Source organism: Massilia sp. Root133, assembly GCF_001426525.1.
GTDB lineage: Bacteria > Pseudomonadota > Gammaproteobacteria > Burkholderiales > Burkholderiaceae_D > Telluria > Telluria orientalis.
Genome location: NZ_LMEW01000034.1, coordinates 237,160 through 253,941, shown reverse-complemented (window position 1 = coordinate 253,941; position 16,782 = coordinate 237,160). Strand labels below are relative to the sequence as shown.

The 16,782-nt window shown below is 66.4% G+C and carries 13 protein-coding genes and 2 riboswitches; of the genes, 7 read left to right on the top strand and 6 right to left on the bottom strand.

What is annotated here, in order from left to right; translation table 11 throughout:
- Positions 1-13: 13 nt before the first annotated feature.
- Positions 14-646 (top strand): response regulator transcription factor, encoded by a 633-nt coding sequence (locus ASD28_RS25590; RefSeq protein WP_036228513.1) that lies wholly within the window; start codon positions 14-16, stop codon positions 644-646.
- A 203-nt stretch (positions 647-849) separates the two neighbouring features.
- Complete coding sequence (locus ASD28_RS25585) at positions 850-2,475, top strand: CHASE3 domain-containing protein (RefSeq protein ID WP_082577392.1); 1,626 nt, start codon at positions 850-852, stop codon at positions 2,473-2,475.
- Here the strand turns inward: ASD28_RS25585 and ASD28_RS25580 are convergent.
- Positions 2,429-3,244, bottom strand: coding sequence for a Crp/Fnr family transcriptional regulator (locus ASD28_RS25580; protein ID WP_056135328.1), 816 nt, complete (start codon positions 3,242-3,244; stop codon positions 2,429-2,431). The two genes, ASD28_RS25585 and ASD28_RS25580, sit on opposite strands and share 47 nt — an antisense overlap.
- A gap of 421 nt (positions 3,245-3,665) precedes the next feature.
- Here ASD28_RS25580 and ASD28_RS25575 point away from each other — a divergent pair, with 421 nt between their 5' ends.
- Positions 3,666-5,324, top strand: a complete 1,659-nt coding sequence (locus ASD28_RS25575) for a peptide chain release factor 3 (RefSeq protein WP_056135325.1) — start codon at positions 3,666-3,668, stop codon at positions 5,322-5,324.
- An 18-nt stretch (positions 5,325-5,342) separates the two neighbouring features.
- Here the strand turns inward: ASD28_RS25575 and ASD28_RS25570 are convergent, their stop codons facing one another.
- Complete coding sequence (locus ASD28_RS25570; protein ID WP_156403847.1) at positions 5,343-5,669, bottom strand: hypothetical protein; 327 nt, start codon at positions 5,667-5,669, stop codon at positions 5,343-5,345.
- A 156-nt stretch (positions 5,670-5,825) separates the two neighbouring features.
- Between ASD28_RS25570 and ASD28_RS25565 the strand changes: the two genes are divergently transcribed.
- Positions 5,826-7,442, top strand: coding sequence for an MCP four helix bundle domain-containing protein (locus ASD28_RS25565; RefSeq protein WP_056135319.1), 1,617 nt, complete (start codon positions 5,826-5,828; stop codon positions 7,440-7,442).
- A 132-nt stretch (positions 7,443-7,574) separates the two neighbouring features.
- On the opposite strand, the gene gcvP is transcribed toward ASD28_RS25565, so the two are convergent.
- The 3 genes from gcvP to gcvT form a co-directional block, all read right to left on the bottom strand.
- Entirely contained in the window at positions 7,575-10,454 is a 2,880-nt protein-coding gene (gene gcvP / locus ASD28_RS25560; protein ID WP_056135316.1) for an aminomethyl-transferring glycine dehydrogenase, read from the bottom strand.
- Between the two features lie 130 nt (positions 10,455-10,584).
- Positions 10,585-10,965, bottom strand: coding sequence for a glycine cleavage system protein GcvH (gene gcvH, locus ASD28_RS25555; protein ID WP_036228522.1), 381 nt, complete (start codon positions 10,963-10,965; stop codon positions 10,585-10,587).
- A gap of 50 nt (positions 10,966-11,015) precedes the next feature.
- Positions 11,016-12,140 (bottom strand): glycine cleavage system aminomethyltransferase GcvT, encoded by a 1,125-nt coding sequence (gene gcvT, locus ASD28_RS25550; protein ID WP_056135313.1) that lies wholly within the window; start codon positions 12,138-12,140, stop codon positions 11,016-11,018.
- 52 nt (positions 12,141-12,192) lie between these two features.
- A riboswitch (glycine riboswitch) is annotated at positions 12,193-12,290 on the bottom strand.
- Positions 12,291-12,306: 16 nt separating this feature from the next.
- Positions 12,307-12,392: riboswitch (glycine riboswitch) on the bottom strand.
- Between the two features lie 133 nt (positions 12,393-12,525).
- Between gcvT and ASD28_RS25545 the strand changes: the two genes are divergently transcribed.
- Positions 12,526-13,083, top strand: a complete 558-nt coding sequence (locus ASD28_RS25545) for an ATP-dependent Clp protease proteolytic subunit (RefSeq protein WP_056135310.1) — start codon at positions 12,526-12,528, stop codon at positions 13,081-13,083.
- A 64-nt stretch (positions 13,084-13,147) separates the two neighbouring features.
- Here the strand turns inward: ASD28_RS25545 and ASD28_RS25540 are convergent, their stop codons facing one another.
- Positions 13,148-13,366, bottom strand: coding sequence for a hypothetical protein (locus ASD28_RS25540; RefSeq protein ID WP_056135972.1), 219 nt, complete (start codon positions 13,364-13,366; stop codon positions 13,148-13,150).
- Between the two features lie 318 nt (positions 13,367-13,684).
- Here ASD28_RS25540 and ASD28_RS25535 point away from each other — a divergent pair, with 318 nt between their 5' ends.
- On the top strand, positions 13,685-16,027 hold the full coding sequence (locus tag ASD28_RS25535; RefSeq protein WP_056135307.1) for a DUF1631 family protein: 2,343 nt from the start codon (positions 13,685-13,687) through the stop codon (positions 16,025-16,027).
- Between the two features lie 30 nt (positions 16,028-16,057).
- A complete protein-coding gene (locus tag ASD28_RS25530) occupies positions 16,058-16,726 on the top strand; it encodes a phosphatase PAP2 family protein (protein ID WP_056135304.1) in 669 nt (222 codons plus the stop codon).
- Positions 16,727-16,782: the final 56 nt, after the last annotated feature.

The window sequence follows — 16,782 nt, the reverse complement described above, 5'->3', positions numbered from 1 at the left end:
TTAAGGGAAGACAATGATACGCGTTGCCATTTGTGACGATCACCAGATAGTTCGAGCAGGTTTCAAACAGATTTTTTCGTCGTCGGGCGAGTTCGAAGTCGTGGCCGAAGGCGCGACGGGACGCGAGGCCCTCGACATCGCACGCCGCGAGATCTGCGACGTGCTGTTGCTGGATATCGCCATGCCGGACCAGAGCGGCATCGATATCCTGCGCACCATTCGACAGGGCCAGCCCAATCTGCCGGTCCTGATCCTGTCCGGCTATCCTGCCCAGCAGTATGCGCTGAACCTGTTCAAGATGGGTGCCAACGGGTACCTGAACAAGGAATGCGACGCGGACGAACTCAAGACGGCCGTCCGTACCGTGTACCAGGGGCGCCGCTACGTCAGCTCGCAGGTCGGCGAATTGCTGGCCCAGAGTTTCGATCGCGATCCGAACACCGCGCTGCATACGGAATTGTCGGACCGTGAATTTCAGGTGTTCCTCCGCCTGGCCAAGGGCGCGACCGTGTCCGACATCGGCAATGCGCTGTCGCTGTCGATCAAGACGGTCTCGACTTACCGTACTCGCATCATGGAAAAGATGGGTCTGCAGTCGAACAGCGACCTGACGTACTACGCCATGAAGAACAACCTGCTCGACTGAGCAGGGTAGGCCGAAAGAAGGGATTCCCGGTCTTTCGGCCCGCAACTGTTTTAGCATTTTGTCATTTGCTATGCAGAATTGTTAATTGCGCGTCGTCATCGCGCCACATTTCTTCGTCCGCACGCCTAATCGAGCTCCATGGCAACTTTTCCCGGTCTATAATGACTCGGACAGGCCAAGCTGCGCGAAAGGAACGACCGAGGATGTTTTTCACCACCGACCCCAAGTTCAGGCCGGTTCGCAGCCTTCCGTTGTACCAGACCCTGCTGTGTGTCGTGTGCGTTCTGATCCTGGTTCTCAACGGCGTAAGCCTGGTCCGTAACCTGGACGGGCTCAAGACTGCCAACGCGCGTCAGGCGCAGGCCGATCGTGTGACGGCCAAACTGCAGTACCTGAACCTGCTCGTGACCGATGCGGAAAGCGGTCTGCGCGGCTATTACCTGTCCGGTTCCGATACCTATCTGGGCCCGCTGCGCACGGCCGAGCGTGAACTGGACGGCCAGTTCGACAGCCTCAAGACGCTGCTGGCCGACAATTCTTCCCAGCTGAAGAACCTCACCCAGCTGCAGAATCTCGTCGTCCGCCGCATCAACCTGATGAACCAGGGCCTGGAAGTCTACCGCCACGGCGGCCTCTCCGACATCGTCGCCATCGCGCAGACGCAGGAAGACAAGACCCATATGGACGAGATCCGCCTGCAGGTGGTGATCATGACGGGCGAACAGAACGAAACGCTGGCTGCGCGCAGCGCCGTCTTCTACGACCGCTACCGCCTGGCCGCGCTGCGCGGCCTCGGCATCAACGTGGCGGCACTCGTCACCCTCGTCCTGTTCTACAACCTGATCCGCCGCAGCTTCCGCGCGCGCCTGAATGCCGAGCGGGCCCTGCAACAAACCAATGACCACCTGGAATCGCTCGTCGCGGAACGCACGGAGCAGTTGTCCGTGCTGTCGCGTCACCTGATCCGCGTGTCGGAAGAAGAAAAGGCGAAGCTGGCGCGCGAACTGCACGACGAGATGGGCGCCAACCTGACGGCCATCGGCATGCACCTCGCGTCGGTCATGGACCAAATCAGGACCACGCATCCGGACCATGCGGAGACGCTGGGCCGCGCCCGTGGCGTGCTCGTCGAGACGGTCGAACTGAAGCGCCGCATCGTGGAAGACCTGCGTCCGAGCCTGCTCGACAACCTCGGCCTGTCCGCCGCCCTGGAGAGTTATTGCGAAGATTTCGGCCGCACGACGGGCGTCGATTGCGAAGCGCTCATCGAGGGCGACATCGACAGTGCCGGTTCCGCGCAGTCGATCGCGCTGTTCCGCATCGCGCAGGAGTCGCTGAACAATGTCGCGAAGTATGCCCAGGCGCGCCACGTCATCGTGCACCTGGCGCGCGAAGGCGAAGCGTACACGCTCGAGGTCAGCGACGATGGCGTCGGGATTCCGCCGGACGCGATGCGCCGTCCGAAATCGCACGGCCTGCTGGGGATGCGCGAACGGGCGTTGCTGCTGGGAGGGACGTTGCGGGTGGATCGCGGCGTGAACGGGATCGGGACCTCGGTGCACGCCATCGTTCCGGTGACGGCGCCAGGGGAGACCGACGCCGGCGGGACCGCGTCAGGCGGTGCCCTGGATATCTCGGCGCTGGCCGTGGCGCCTTCGGCAGATCGGGCGGGTCAAGCGCCAGCGGAAGCGGCCGACCTGGCCGAACATCAACTACACAATCATCTACGTGCCGCCCAGGCCCAGTCGCCGCTGGCGACGTCGGGCCGGGACACGGTGCCGCTCATGCGCGCGACACGTCCATCAGCAAACGGTCATACTCGCTTTTAGCGACCTTGTAGCACTCGCCGGCGTAGTCTTCCAGGCCCTGGCGGTTCAGCACGGTGATGTTGCCGCGGCGGTACTGGATCAGGCCTTCGTCCTGCAGCTTGCCGGCGGCGGCGGTGATGCTTTCGCGGCGCACGCCCAGCATGATCGAGATGAGTTCCTGGGTAACTTTCAATTCATTGCTCGGCGAACGGTCCAAGCGGTCCAGCAGCCAGCGGCACAGTTTCTGTTCGATCGAGCTGTGGCGGCCGCCGACGGCGTTCTGGGCCATCTGGGCGAACAGCGCGTTCGTGTAGCGCATCAGCAGCTGGGGCAGGGCGCCGCCCTTGTTGAAGGCGTCGCGCAGGAATTGGGTCTTCAGGCGGTAGCCGTAGCCGGCGCTCTGGACGACGGCGCTGCAGGTGGCGCGCTCGCCCATGAACAGCGACACGCCGACGGCGCCTTCATGGCCGACCACGGCGATTTCCGTCGTGGCGCCGTCTTCCATCACGTACAGGAGGGAGACGATGGCGGTGGTGGGGAAGTACACGTATTCCAGCTTGCTGCCGTATTCGAACAGTTCCTTGCCGAAGGGCAGCGGAACCAGTTCCAGGTGCTCGAACAGGGTTTCCAGGTCTTGGCGCGGCAGGGCCGCGAGCAACTCGTTTTGTTGGGTGCCGCTGTAGCTGACAACCGGGCGGGCGGCCAGTTTGATTTCTTCGCTGGTCGAGGGGATCTGATTCACCGATTGCGCCTTTTTCTGGGCGGCGTTACCGAGTTGGGCGTTATTCATTTTGTCCTCGTTATCTCTGACATACATCACTGGGGCGATTGCTTGGATGGGTTTCCTCATCGCGATGTGTGTACATTAATGCCATAGTCTCTTGCCGAACATAAGACTAGCTGTCGCCCCCATGTAGGCTCTATGCATGATGTTATGTAAGCCCAGTCCTACTAGAGAGAAACTTTCAGTAGAGGGCTTTTTTTGTAACTTCGACAATGGTTTGGCGGCATTAAAACGTTTCGATGGCCGCCCTTTTTTGCCATTCCGGCCACATCCATACGCCCGTCGAGGCCGCTAAACTTGCACCTCATCACAATCCGCGCCCGACTGTTCCTACATGGGACGCGTGCGGTGCGCCGGGAATTGGTTCACACAAGGTACGCTGGACCCGGTAAAATCGAGAGTTTTGCAAGCGCCCCAGGGCGAGACCATGTCCAACGAAATCGACGCAACCACCACCGACATCCATGACGCCGCGGTAACCGGCAAGCCCGCCGCCACGATCGCGCGCGAAGTCGCACGCCGCCGCACCTTCGGCATCATTTCCCACCCCGACGCCGGTAAAACGACGCTGACCGAAAAGCTGCTGCTGTTCTCGGGCGCCATTCAGCTCGCCGGTACCGTCAAGGGCCGCAAGAGCGGCCGCCATGCGACGTCGGACTGGATGGACATCGAGAAGCAGCGCGGCATCTCGGTCGCGTCGTCGGTGATGCAGTTCGAGTTCCGCGACCACGTCATCAACCTGCTCGACACGCCGGGCCACCAGGACTTTTCGGAAGACACGTACCGCGTGCTGACGGCCGTCGACTCCGCGCTGATGGTGATCGACGCCGCGAAGGGCGTGGAAGAACAGACGATCAAGCTGCTGGACGTGTGCCGCATGCGCGACACGCCGATCGTCACCTTCATGAACAAGCTCGACCGCGAAACCCGCGACCCGCTCGAGCTGCTCGACGAAGTGGAATCGGTGCTGAAGATCGAATGCGCGCCGGTGACCTGGCCGATCGGCATGGGCAAGAACTTCCGCGGCGTGTACCACCTGCTGAACGACGAAGTCATGCTGTTCAAGGCAGGCGAAGAGAAGGCCGACGGCGCCTATGAGATCATCAAGGGCATCGACAACCCGCGCCTGACCGAGATGTTCCCGCTCGAGATGGAGCAGCTCAAGATGGAAGTGGAGCTGGTGCACGGCGCCTCGCATCCGTTCGACCTGGAGCGCTTCCTGTCCGGCGTGCAGACCCCCGTGTTCTTCGGCTCCGCCATCAACAACTTCGGCGTGCGCGAGATCCTGTCGGCCCTCGTCGAATGGGCGCCGGGCCCGCGCGACCGCGATGCGACCGTGCGCGCCGTGCGGCCGGACGAGCAGCCGTTCTCGGGTTTCGTCTTCAAGATCCAGGCCAACATGGACCCGGCACATCGCGACCGCATCGCGTTCCTGCGCGTGTGTTCCGGCCGTTTCGAGAAGGGCATGAAGGTCAAGCACCTGCGCCTGGGCCGCGAAGTGAAACTGTCGTCCGTCGTGACGTTCATGGCGTCGAGTCGCGAACAGGTCGAAGAGGCCTACGCGGGCGACATCATCGGCCTGCCGAACCACGGCAACATGCAGATCGGTGACAGCTTCTCGGAAGGCGAGCTGCTGACGTTCACCGGGATCCCGTACTTCGCGCCGGAGCTGTTCCGCACGGTGCGCATCCGCAATCCGCTCAAGACCAAGCAGCTGCACAAAGGCTTGCAGCAGCTGGGCGAAGAGGGTGCCGTGCAGGTGTTCAAGCCGGTGATGGGCAGCGATCTGATTCTCGGCGCCGTCGGCGTGCTGCAGTTCGAGGTCGTCGCGAGCCGCCTGCTGAACGAATACGGCGTCGACGCCGTGTTCGAGGGCGCGAGCATCAGCAGCGCGCGCTGGGTGTCGAGCGACGACAAGAAGGCCCTGTCCGACTTCGAGACGCAGCTGGCGCACAACGTCGCCTACGACGCGGCCGGCAACCTGGCCTATCTCGCCACGTCCGGCGTCAACCTGCGCCTCACGCAGGAGCGCTGGCCGAAGCTGCAGTTTCACGCGACGCGCGAGCACGCCGCGAAGCTGGACTGATGCGGCATGCGTTGATCGTCACGCCTCCGGCCTGGCGATCAACGCTTCCACGATACTCCCCACGTAGCACACGGCGAACACGATCCCGGCCAGCGTCACGCTGAACGGCGTGGGCGCATGCGCCAGCTGCGCCTCGATCGCCGCCGGATCCATCGCCATCTTCCCGCTCAACAGCTGGTCGGCGACCGTGTTCGCCTGGTCCAGCGCGAAATTGAAATACAGGATCGCGGCGATGGCGGCCGGCGCCAGGAACAGCAGCGCGCGCGTGCGCCGCCCCAGGTAGTACTGGCCCACGCCGGGAAACACCAGGGCCGACAGCAATGCGCCCACACTCTTACGTCTCATCCTGTTCCTCTCACGTTGGCGGGCTTGAGCCAACACAATGGCCAACCCCGCTGTCGGCGTACATTCATTTAATGCACGCCGGAAATACTGCCAGCCAGGAGGAGACCATGACCCATTCATTCCCCCTCGACCTGTTCAATCGGACGACGTCCTGACATGCTGGCCCGTCTGCGCATCGGTCCCAAGCTGCTGCTGGCGCCCGGCGTCGTGCTGCTGCTGCTCGTGCTGCTGTCCTGCGGCAGCTACTACGCGATGGTACGCCAGAATGCGTCGCTCGACAGCATCGTGCAGCGCCGGGCGGGCAACATGCGCGCGGCGGCGGAGCTGTCCGCGTCGGCGCGCAGCGCGCATGCCCAGGCGTACCAGGTCCTGACCTGGATCAGCGGCAGCTTTCCGCACTTCCGCGTCGATCCGCTCGCACTCGACCTGCAGGCCCGGCACGGCGGGGTCGAGCGCGACCTCGCCCGGCTGGCGCGCCTGACGGCCGACAGCCCGGAAGAACAGCGCTACGTCGAACAGGCCCGTGCCGCCTGGGCGCAATACGTGCCGGCCGTGCGCGACGTGATCGAGATCGCGCGCATCGACCAGTCGATCAGCGCCAATGCGATGGTCAAGGCGGAGCGCGCGTTCGCCGTCGTCGCCCAGCGCCTGACGGCGCTGTCGCGGTGCGAACAGGCCCTGTCCGAGCAGGCGTCGCGCGATGCGGCCGACGATTTCCGCCTGATCGCGGTGCTGATGCCGGTGGTGATCGTCCTGTCGATCGCGGCCTCGCTGGCGATCACGATGGCGGTGCGGCGCGCGCTGCTGGCCGATATCGGTGCGATCGGCGCGGCCGCCCACGGTCTCGCCAGCGGCGACCTGACGATCCGCGCGCGGACCTATGCGGACGACGAAATCGGCCAGACGGCACGGCTGCTCGACGCCGGCATCCGCGGCCTGAACCGCCAGTTGCGCACCGTGCTCGAGTCGGCCCGCGCGATCGGCGAAGCGTCGCGCGAGATCACGCTGGGCCGCGCGGGCATGCCGCCGCGCGCGCACGTGCGCGACGCGCTGGACCGCACGACGGCGTCGATGCAGGCACTGGCGACGGCCCTCGACGACAGCGCCGCCGGCGCGCACGCCGCGGGCGAACTGGCGGTGCGTGCAGGTGCCGCGGCGGACGAGGGCGGCGCGCTCGCGCACCGCCTGGTGACGACGATGGAACAGGTGCGGCGCGCGGCCGTGCGCATGGACCGCATCGGCGCGGCCATCGAGACCACGCTGGCGCGTGCGGGCGACGCCGACGGCGGTGCCCGCGAAGCGCACGCCCTGGCCCGGCGCGCCCAGCGCGCGGCACGCGAGGCGCGCACGCTCGCGCGCGAGACCGTGGCCGCGCTCGACGATGGCGGCGCCTGCGCGGTCGAAGCCGGGGCGACGATGGCGAACCTGGCGGGCGCCGTGGAAGACATGGCCGGCATCGTCGACACGATCGGCAGCACGGGAACGGAACGGGCGCGCGAGCTGGCCGGCGCGGCCCAGGCGATCGTGCGCATGGACGAGCTCACGCAACAGGGTTCGCGCATGGTGGAAGAAGCGGCGCTGGCCGCGCGCGCGCTGCAGCAGCAGGCGCTGGGCCTGGCGCGCACGGTGGCCGTGTTCCGGCTCGACGAGGCCGCGCAGGGCTCCAATGAAACGGCCCCGCCGGGAACGCATACGCTGCGTCCGGGCAGGGCCGGGAGACCTTACCTCCGGCTGGCGTCCAGCCGGGGCAAGAGTGGTTCTAGAACTCATTAAGGACCCTCGGGAAACCGTAGCGAGCGGCCGCAGTTTCGGCCGAGAAGCGCAGCCGTACGTGAGTACGGTGAGCATCGCAGGACTCGGCGTCCCCGCCGAAACTGCAACGCGCAGTAGGTTTACCGACGGTCCTTACTCGTAGTCTTCGATCGGAGCGCAGCCGCAGAACAGGTTACGGTCGCCATACGCGTTGTCCGCGCGGCCGACCGGCGGCCAGTACTTCTTCTTGCGCAGCGACGGCACCGGGAAGGCGGCCACTTCGCGCGAATAGGTGTGCTGCCAGTCGTCCGACGTGACGACTTCCGCGGTGTGCGGCGCGCCCTTCAGCGGGTTGTCCATGCGGTCGTACTCGCCGCGCTCCACTTTCACGATCTCCGCATGGATGCAGATCATCGCTTCGATGAAGCGGTCCAGCTCCGCCTTCGATTCCGACTCGGTCGGCTCGATCATCAGCGTGCCCGGGACCGGGAAGCTCATGGTCGGCGCGTGGAAGCCGAAGTCCATCAGGCGCTTGGCCACGTCCTCGTTGCTGATGCCGGTGGCGTCCTGCAGCGGGCGCAGGTCGATGATGCATTCGTGCGCGACGAGGCCGTCGTGGCCCGTGTACAGCACCGGGTAGTGGGGCGCCAGGCGGCGTGCGATGTAGTTGGCGTTCAGGATCGCCATTTCCGTCGCGGCGGTCAGGCCTTCCGCGCCCATCATCGCGATGTACATCCACGAGATCGGCAGGATCGAGGCCGAGCCGTAGGCTGCCGAGCTGACGGCGCCGATGCCGGCTTCGTTCCGCTGGTAACCCGTCGATGCCTGGTTCGGCAGGAACGGCACGAGGTGTTCGGCCACGGCTACCGGACCGACGCCGGGACCGCCGCCGCCGTGCGGGATGCAGAAGGTCTTGTGCAGGTTCAGGTGGCTGACGTCGCCGCCGAACAGGCCCGGGCCGGCCACGCCGACCAGCGCGTTCATGTTGGCGCCGTCGACATACACCTGGCCGCCGTGCGCGTGCACGATCTCGCACAGTTCCTTGATGCCTTCCTCGAACACGCCGTGCGTGGACGGATAGGTGACCATCACGCACGCCAGGTTGGCGCTGTGTTCCTCGGCCTTCTTCTTCAGGTCGGCGAGGTCCACGTTGCCGTTGGCGTCGCACGCGGTCACGACGACCTTCATGCCCACCATGTTGGCGGAGGCCGGATTGGTGCCGTGCGCCGACGACGGAATCAGGCAGATGTTGCGGTGGCCTTCGCCGCGCGACTGGTGGTACTTCTGGATGACCAGCAGGCCCGCGTACTCGCCCTGCGAACCGGCGTTCGGCTGCAGCGACACGCCGGCGTAGCCCGTGACGGCGCACAGCATCGCTTCCAGCTGGCCGATCATCTCCGTGTAGCCGACCGTCTGGTCGCTAGGGGCGAACGGGTGGATGTTCGAGAATTCCGGCCACGTCACCGGGATCATCTCGGAAGTCGCGTTCAGCTTCATCGTGCACGAACCCAGCGGGATCATCGTGCGGTCGAGCGCCAGGTCCTTGTCGGCCAGTGCGCGCAGGTAGCGCAGCATCTCGTGCTCGGCGTGGTAGCGGTTGAACGTCGGGTGCGTCAGGTAGGCGCTCGTGCGGGCCAGCGCGGACGGGTAGGCGTCCTGCGCGTCCTTGTCCAGCGTGTCGAAATCGACGTCGGCGCCGCCGAAGATCTTCACCAGCAGGGCGATGTCGTCGCGGCCGATGGTCTCGTCCAGCGAGATGCCCACGTGGCGCGCATCGATGCGGCGCAGGTTGACGCCGTGGTCGTTCGCGACGCGGTGGATCTCGTCGGCGTTGTCGGCGATGACGGTGATCGTGTCGAAATACGATTCATTGGCCAGCTGGAAGCCCAGGCCCTTCAGCGCGGTGGCGAGGATGCCCGTGTAGCGGTGCACGCGGCGCGCGATCTGTTCCAGGCCTTTCGGGCCGTGGTAGACGGCGTACATCGACGCCATCACGGCCAGCAGGACCTGCGCCGTGCAGATGTTCGACGTCGCTTTTTCGCGGCGGATGTGCTGTTCGCGCGTCTGCAGCGCGAGGCGGAATGCCGGGTTGCCCTGGGCGTCGATGGTGACGCCGGCCAGGCGGCCCGCCATGCTGCGCTTGTACTCGTCGCGCGTGGCCAGGTAGCCCGCGTGCGGGCCGCCGAAGCCGAGCGGCACGCCGAAGCGCTGGCTGTTGCCGACGACGACGTCGGCGCCCCATTCGCCCGGCGGCGTGAGGACGGTCAGCGCCAGCAGGTCGGCCGCGACGACGACCATGGCGCCTGCGGCATGCAGTTTCTCGACGGCCGCGCGGTAGTCGCGCACGTCGCCGTTCACGCCCGGGTATTGCAGCAGGACGCCGAAGCACGATTCAGTCAGGTTTTCGATGTCGGCGGCGGCGACGGTGCGCACTTCGACGCCGATCGGCAGTGCGCGCGTCTGCACGACTTCCAGCGTCTGCGGCAACACGTCGTCGGCGACGTAGAACACTTTCGATTGCGACTTGCCAACGCGCTGGATCAGCGTCATCGCCTCGGCGGCGGCCGTGCCTTCGTCCAGCATTGACGCGTTGGCGATGCCCATGCCGGTGAGGTCGGTGATGACCTGCTGGAAGTTCAGGATGGCTTCCAGGCGGCCCTGCGAGATCTCCGGCTGGTACGGCGTGTACGCGGTGTACCAGGCCGGGTTTTCGAAGATGTTGCGCAGGATGACGGGCGGCGTGTGGGTGCCGTAGTAGCCCTGGCCGATCAGCGACTTCATGACCTTGTTCTGCGCCGCGATGCCTTTCAGCTTCGCGAGCGCGGCCTGCTCGGGCAGCGGCTCGAAGAACTGGCCCAGGTCCAGCTTGTCCTTGCGGCGGATGTTGGCGGGAACGACGGCGTCGATCAGCTCGGCGCGCGAGGCGTAGCCGAGGGCGGACAGCATGGCCGCCTGTTCGGATGCGGACGGGCCGATGTGGCGCGGGATGAAGCCATCGCGTGCTTCGAGTTGGGTCAGGCTGGTGCGGGTCATGATGGGAGCGAGAAAATAGTCGGCGCGTGAGATACCACTCCGTCGCCCCCGCGCAGGCGGGGGCCCAATTCAGCGTGCGCGGCTGCTCAAGATTGGGTTCCCGCCTCCGCGGGAACGACGTTCATTCAAATCAGCCCTCGGTGGCCTTGCCGTAGGCAGCCGCGTCGAGCAGGCCGTTGACGGCGGCCGGATCCGACGGCTGCAGCTTGAACAGCCATGCATCGTAGGCGTTCGCGTTGATCGAGTCCGGCGCGTCGGCCGTGGCCTGGTTCACCGCGGTGACGGTGCCCGAGACCGGGGCGTAGATGTCGCTGGCGGCCTTGACGGACTCCACGACGGCGGCGTCATCGCCGGCGGTGAAAGCCTTGCCGACCTGCGGCAGTTCGACGAACACGATGTCGCCCAGGGCGTCCTGCGCATATTCGGTGATGCCCACAGTCAGGGTGCCGTCGGCCTCCTGGCGGACCCACTCGTGGGACTCGGTGTACTTCAGGTCGGCTGGGATGTTCATGTGCGTAACTCCGTAGTGATGGATGGTGCGGTAAGTATAGTGTTGTTTGTTCAGGAAGCGAGGATCGTGCCGTTACGCACGAACGGCAGTTTGACGACGGACGCCGCCAGTTTCTTGTCGCGGATTTCCACGTGGACCGTGTCGCCGATCGCGACGTCGACCGGGACGCGCGCCAGCGCGATCGCCTGCTGCATCGACGGGCTGAACGTGCCGCTCGTGATTTCGCCGGCATCGCCCGATGCGGCCACGACTTTCTGGTGGGCGCGCAGGATGCCGCCTTTTTCGCGCAGGATCAGGCCGACGAATTGCTGCGCCTGGCCGTTTTTCTGCAGGGCGGATTTGCCGATGAAGTCGCGCTCGGCGTTGAGGTCGACCGTCCAGGCGAGGCCGGCGTCCAGCGGCGAGACGTTGTCGTCCATGTCCTGGCCGTACAGATTCATGCCCGCTTCCAGGCGCAGCGTGTCGCGCGCGCCCAGGCCGGCCGGCTTGACGCCAGCGGCGGCGAGGGCGTTCCACAGCGCCTCGACCTGGCTGGCCGGCACGCCGATCTCGAAGCCGTCTTCGCCCGTGTAGCCGGTGCGCGCGACCATCAGTTCGCCGAACGGGGTGTCGTGCACGATCACGGCGTTGAACGGCTTCAGGGCTTCCGAAGCGCTTTGCGTCTGCGGCACGACCTGCCACACTTTCGCGCGGGCGTTCGGGCCCTGCACGGCGACGAGGGCGATGCCGTCGGCGCTCAGGTCCGAGCGGCGGGGGGTGATGGCGAGGCCGCTGTCGGTGGCGTCGTTCTGCTGGCGGATCCAGGCGATGTCCTTCTCGGCCGTGCCGGCGTTGACGACGAGGCGGAACCAGTCTTCGGCGAAGTAGTAGACGATCAGGTCGTCGATGACGCCGCCCTGCGGATTCAGCATGCATGAGTACAGGGCCTTGCCCGGTGCCTGCAGCTTGTCGACGTTATTGGCCAGCAGGCCGCGCAGGAAGGCGCGCACGTTCGCGCCTTTCAGGTCGACCACGCACATGTGGGACACGTCGAACATGCCGGCATCGCCGCGCACGGCATTGTGTTCTTCGATCTGGGAGCCGTAGTTGACGGGCATGTCCCAGCCCCCGAAGTCGACCATCTTGGCGCCGGCGGCACGGTGTACGGAATTGAGCGGGGTCGCTTTGAGCGTCATGGGTGGTTCCTCGGCAGAAAATGGGGTCGCGCACGCGGATGTCCGCATGCTCTCGCACCCCTCTGTCCTCGGTACCTGAGAGATAGCGACAAGGTGTTGTCGCCTGCCCCTTCGGTGGGCCTGTGAAGGCCGCTCTCCAGAGTTGGTCCGCCGCGCGTCGCGCAGCAGCCCCTGACCGGTCCGGTTGCCTGAGAGTTTTTGGGTAATGCCCCTTCGGCGGCAGCCTGCGCTGCGCTCTCCCGGTCAAGACTGCGAAGTCTATGTCAGTGGTGACGGGAAGTCAATCGACTGGGGGAGGGCCACACGATTGCCATGAGGCTATACGGGCCTGCGGACGTGTTTTGTTACACTTGCTCTACGACCTTTGTGACGGAAGAGACCCACTATGAGCGAAGATCTAGGAAAACAGAAGGAAGGGTGGTTCACCCTGTCCGGCGACGTGAACAGCGACATGGTGCATCGTGTCTTCGAAGCGGTGGCCGGCATGAACGACGACGGCATCGAGACGGCGCACATCCTCCTGCAATCGAACGGGGGATATGTGAGCGACGGCCTGTGCCTGTACAACTTCCTGGCCAATGCACCCGTCAATTGCGTCATGTACAACGGCGGCGCCGTCGCGTCGATCGCGGTGATCCTGTTCCTGGCGGGAAAGCAGCGCTTTGCGAGCGAGACGGCGCGCTTCATGATCCACAAGTCGCATGCGACAGCGTCGCCGGGGTCGCGTCCGGATGCGCTGAACATCATCGTCGAGGGCCTGCGCGCCGACGATGCGCGCACGGAATCCATCCTGCGCAAGCACATCGAGCTGACGCCCGAACAGTGGGGCATCCACCAGTACGGCGACCTGCACCTGAACGCGCGCGACGCCAAGGCGGCGGGCATGATCCACGACGTGCGCGACTTCGCGCCGCCCAAGGGCTCGTACCTGCGCAACATCTGATAAACAAAGAGCCCGTCGCGGTCGTCCCGCGCCAGGCTCTTTCGACTTCCGCAAAGCGCTGCGATCAGCGCTTGTTGTCGTTCTTGTGGCTTTGACGGCCAGCCTCGGCATGCTGCTCCGGGGTGCCGCCGCGGGTGCCGCCCGAGCCGCCCGAGCGCGAGCCCGAACCGGAGCCCGACTGCTTGTTGCCGTCGTTCTTGTGGCTTTGCTGGCCAGCCTTGACGTGTTGTTCGTGGGAGCCGCCCTGGTTACCCGAGCGCGAAGAATTCTTGTTCGAAGCCATGATCATTCCTTTCGATAGTGGAGATGTCCTGCTTACCGAAGCGATTTCGGTATTGCAATGATGCGAGCGCGACAATTGAACGGGTATCGGATCATCTCTTGACCACTTGTAGGACTACAGGCATTACGCTAGCAATAATTTTCTCCGATAACACGTATTTTTCATATTATTATTCGCCGGCAACCGCATCTTGCGACGCAACATAGCGTTTTTGGTCGTTCGATGGTCTCTTCAATAGCATAAGTATTTTCCGGGCTGTGGCGCTGGCCGCTCGATTTTCATTGCCACTTGGAAATTATGTGCCACAATAGAAGCACCATGTCTTCCAGCCCCGTCCAGACCCCGGCCGCCCGCAAGGCCGCGTCGTCGCAGCAGGCGACGCTGGATGCGCTCGCCGGTATCGCAGACACCTGGGTCAAGGAGCAACTGACCGCGACGACGGCCCGCATGGCCGCGGCGCTGGGCGACCTGACCCGTCACAATGGCGACCCTCTGGACGTCCAGCGGCGCGTGAAGGCGGCCCGCCTGCTGAAGGACAATGCGTACGCCTTCTTCCACCTGGCATCCGGCGCGATCGCCCTGGCAGTGCGGCGCGAGCTCGACCGCCTGGCGCCGCAGGCCGCGCCGGCGCGCATGAAGGCGGCGTCGCTGGACCTCGTGCCGCTGGAAGAGGTGGACAGCCGCCTCGCGCTGGGCGCGCTGGCCCAGCCCTTCGACATCCGGTACGCCGACCCGCTCGCCACCCTGGCCGTCCGCCTCGGCATGCTGCTCGGACGCGGCGTGCTGCGCGCGGACAGCAATCCCTTCCGTCCCGAAATCTTCCTCGGCGCCATCGACGAGGCGTGGCGTGAATTCGAACCGGAAACGGATGCCCATGGCCTCATCCAGCCCCTGTTGCGGCCGGACATCGTGTTCGACCTCGCCCCGCTGTATGAATCCCTCGTCGCCGCGCTGCGCAAGGAGGGCCAGCCGGGTTCCGTGGACGCCTACCGCATCCAGAAAACGGATGACGGCGCCGCCGCGAAGGCGGCCCGCGCCGGCCAGCGCGCCGCGCTTGCCGAGCAGTTGCGCAAGCTGTTCGGCGACGATGGTGGCGAGGATGGCGTCCCGCTGATTCCCGACCTGCCCACCTTGCCGTCCAGCGGCGGCGGCTGGCGGCCGAGCGGGGCGGGGACGTTCGCGACGACGCCGGTCAAGGACCCGGCTGCACAACCGGCGGCCGGCTTCATCGCCCCGTCCGGTGCGGCAGCCCGGCCCGGCGCCGGCTTCGCAGCGGCAACGGGGCAGGCCGAGTCCGGCTGGTCGGCCGCGCTGCAAGGCATGCTGGCGCAAGCCGGCGGCACGGCGCCGCTGCTGGACCTGCTGGCGCGCATCGAACCAGCGCTGGCGCAAGGAACGCAAGCGGCCGCCACGCCGCAGAACGTGTTCTACCTGCCGCGCCTGAAGCAGAGCCTGCCCCAGGGCAGCCTGCCGCGCCGCGACGAACGTACGCTGGACCTGCTGTCGCGCGTGTTCGAGACCGTGTTGCTGGACGACAGTATCCCGCCGCGCACGCGCGAACTGCTGCAACTCCTGCAGGTGCCCGTGCTGAAGGCCGCGCTGCTCGACAAGAATTTCTTCTTCGAGCAAGACCATCCGGCGCGCCGTCTCGTCGACCTGATGTCGCGCGTCGGCTGGGAGCAGAGAGCCGATGCGGACGACCCGTTGTTCCAGGCGATGCGGCGCAGCGTCGCGCGCGTGGGCGAGGCGCGGCCAGAGGCGTTCGCCAGCGCCGTTGCCGAGCTGGAAGCGGGCATCGCGGCCGACGAGTCGGTCCAGGAAGCCGCGCTCGCCGCACCGGTCGCCAGCGCCCTGAAACGGGAACGGCACGAGGTCGCGGCGCGCCAGGCCCGTGACGCCGTCGCCCTGCGGGTACTGGCCGGCGACGTCGGCGAGGTCGTCAGCGGCTTCCTCGAGCAGCGCTGGACGACCGTGCTGACCTTCGCCTGGACGATCGAGGATGCGCGCCCGGGCGCCGTCGACAACGCCACGCGGGCCATGGACGACCTGATCTGGAGCGTCAAGCCGAAGGCCACGCCGGAGCAGCGCAAGGCCTTGATCGCGCGTCTGCCGCGCCTGCTGCAGACGCTGAACAAGTGGCTCGATGCGATCAAGTGGCAGGACGCCGAGCGCCTGCAATTCTTCGCCCGCCTGGCCGAATACCATGCGGCCATCGTGCGCGCCCCCATCGAGCTGTCGCCCGAGCGCCAGCTGGAACTGGCCGCGCAGGCGGCCCGGCAGGATGCACTGCGCAAGGTCGAGATGGAAAACGCGGCAGCGGAACAGGCGGCGGCGCGGGCGGCCGAGGTGTCCGCCGTCGACGGCCTGGAGCGCGGCATGTGGCTCGAATTCCGTGTCGCCGACGGCGCGCGCAAGGTCAAGTTGGCGTGGGTGAGCCCGCTGCGCACGCTGTTCATCTTCTCCGGGGCGGGGCGGCGCGAAGCGTTCTCGCTGCCGGCCGACAAGCTGGCCGCCGCCCTGAACGACGGCGGCGCGCGCGTGCTCGCCATCGACGGCGTCGTGGGGCAGGTGCTCTCCGACGCGATGGCGCAGGGGGCCGTCAACGACGCGTCGATCGCGGCGCCCGTCCGTGTTGGTGCGCATCCGGCCGCCGGGTTATAGTCGAGCCGTTCCGATCCCGCATCCCGACACATGCTCTGGTGGTCCCATCTTTCCGCGCTGGGCGGTCTCAACGTCACGGCGCTGCTCGCCGTCGGCGTGGCGGCCTGGCTCGTCGGCGCGCGCTGCTGGCGGCTGGCGCTCGTCTGGTGCGCCGTGTTCGGCGGCGCCATGCTCGTGGCGGCCGCGAGCCAGGTGGCGTTCATCGGCTGGGGCATCGGGATCCGGGCGCTGTCGTTCACCGGCTTTTCCGGCCATGCGGCGCGAGCCGCGGCCGTGTTTCCCGTCGCCTTGTTCCTGCTGGTGGAGCGCGGTTCGCCGCGCCTGCGCCGGGGTGCGATGGCCGTGGGCGGCCTGCTCGCCGTCACGGTGGCGCTGGCCCGGGTGCAGGTCGGCGCCCATTCCGCCAGCGAAGCCCTGTCCGGTTGCGTGCTCGGCCTGGGGGCGGCCGCGCTGTTCCTCGCGCGCGCCCGCGCCGCGCAGGATTGCTCGCCGCAGCCGCTGCTGCTGGCGCTGCTCGCCGCGACGATCCTGCTGCCGCGCGCCGATCCCGCCTACTCCCACCAGTGGCTGACGGCCGTCGCGCTGAAACTGTCCGGACGCGACCGGGTCTACCTGCGCAACGACTGGCAGCCGGCGCAGGGGCCGTACGTCCCGCCATGCGCCCCGGACCGGCTCCGTTTTGCCGTCCTCTGCACCTGAACCCGCGCGCACGACGGCTAAAACTTGGCCGAAAAGCAAGGCGCAGATGGTATGAT

Bases quoted from the DNA above. Each gene is read 5' to 3' on its own strand.
- ASD28_RS25590 (WP_036228513.1), top strand. From the start codon at position 14: ATGATACGCGTTGCCATTTGTGACGATCACCAGATAGTTCGAGCAGGT.
- ASD28_RS25585 (WP_082577392.1), top strand. From the start codon at position 850: ATGTTTTTCACCACCGACCCCAAGTTCAGGCCGGTTCGCAGCCTTCCG.
- ASD28_RS25580 (WP_056135328.1), bottom strand. From the start codon at position 3,244: ATGAATAACGCCCAACTCGGTAACGCCGCCCAGAAAAAGGCGCAATCG.
- ASD28_RS25575 (WP_056135325.1), top strand. From the start codon at position 3,666: ATGTCCAACGAAATCGACGCAACCACCACCGACATCCATGACGCCGCG.
- ASD28_RS25570 (WP_156403847.1), bottom strand. From the start codon at position 5,669: ATGAGACGTAAGAGTGTGGGCGCATTGCTGTCGGCCCTGGTGTTTCCC.
- ASD28_RS25565 (WP_056135319.1), top strand. From the start codon at position 5,826: ATGCTGGCCCGTCTGCGCATCGGTCCCAAGCTGCTGCTGGCGCCCGGC.
- gcvP (WP_056135316.1), bottom strand. From the start codon at position 10,454: ATGACCCGCACCAGCCTGACCCAACTCGAAGCACGCGATGGCTTCATC.
- gcvH (WP_036228522.1), bottom strand. From the start codon at position 10,965: ATGAACATCCCAGCCGACCTGAAGTACACCGAGTCCCACGAGTGGGTC.
- gcvT (WP_056135313.1), bottom strand. From the start codon at position 12,140: ATGACGCTCAAAGCGACCCCGCTCAATTCCGTACACCGTGCCGCCGGC.
- ASD28_RS25545 (WP_056135310.1), top strand. From the start codon at position 12,526: ATGAGCGAAGATCTAGGAAAACAGAAGGAAGGGTGGTTCACCCTGTCC.
- ASD28_RS25540 (WP_056135972.1), bottom strand. From the start codon at position 13,366: ATGGCTTCGAACAAGAATTCTTCGCGCTCGGGTAACCAGGGCGGCTCC.
- ASD28_RS25535 (WP_056135307.1), top strand. From the start codon at position 13,685: ATGTCTTCCAGCCCCGTCCAGACCCCGGCCGCCCGCAAGGCCGCGTCG.
- ASD28_RS25530 (WP_056135304.1), top strand. From the start codon at position 16,058: ATGCTCTGGTGGTCCCATCTTTCCGCGCTGGGCGGTCTCAACGTCACG.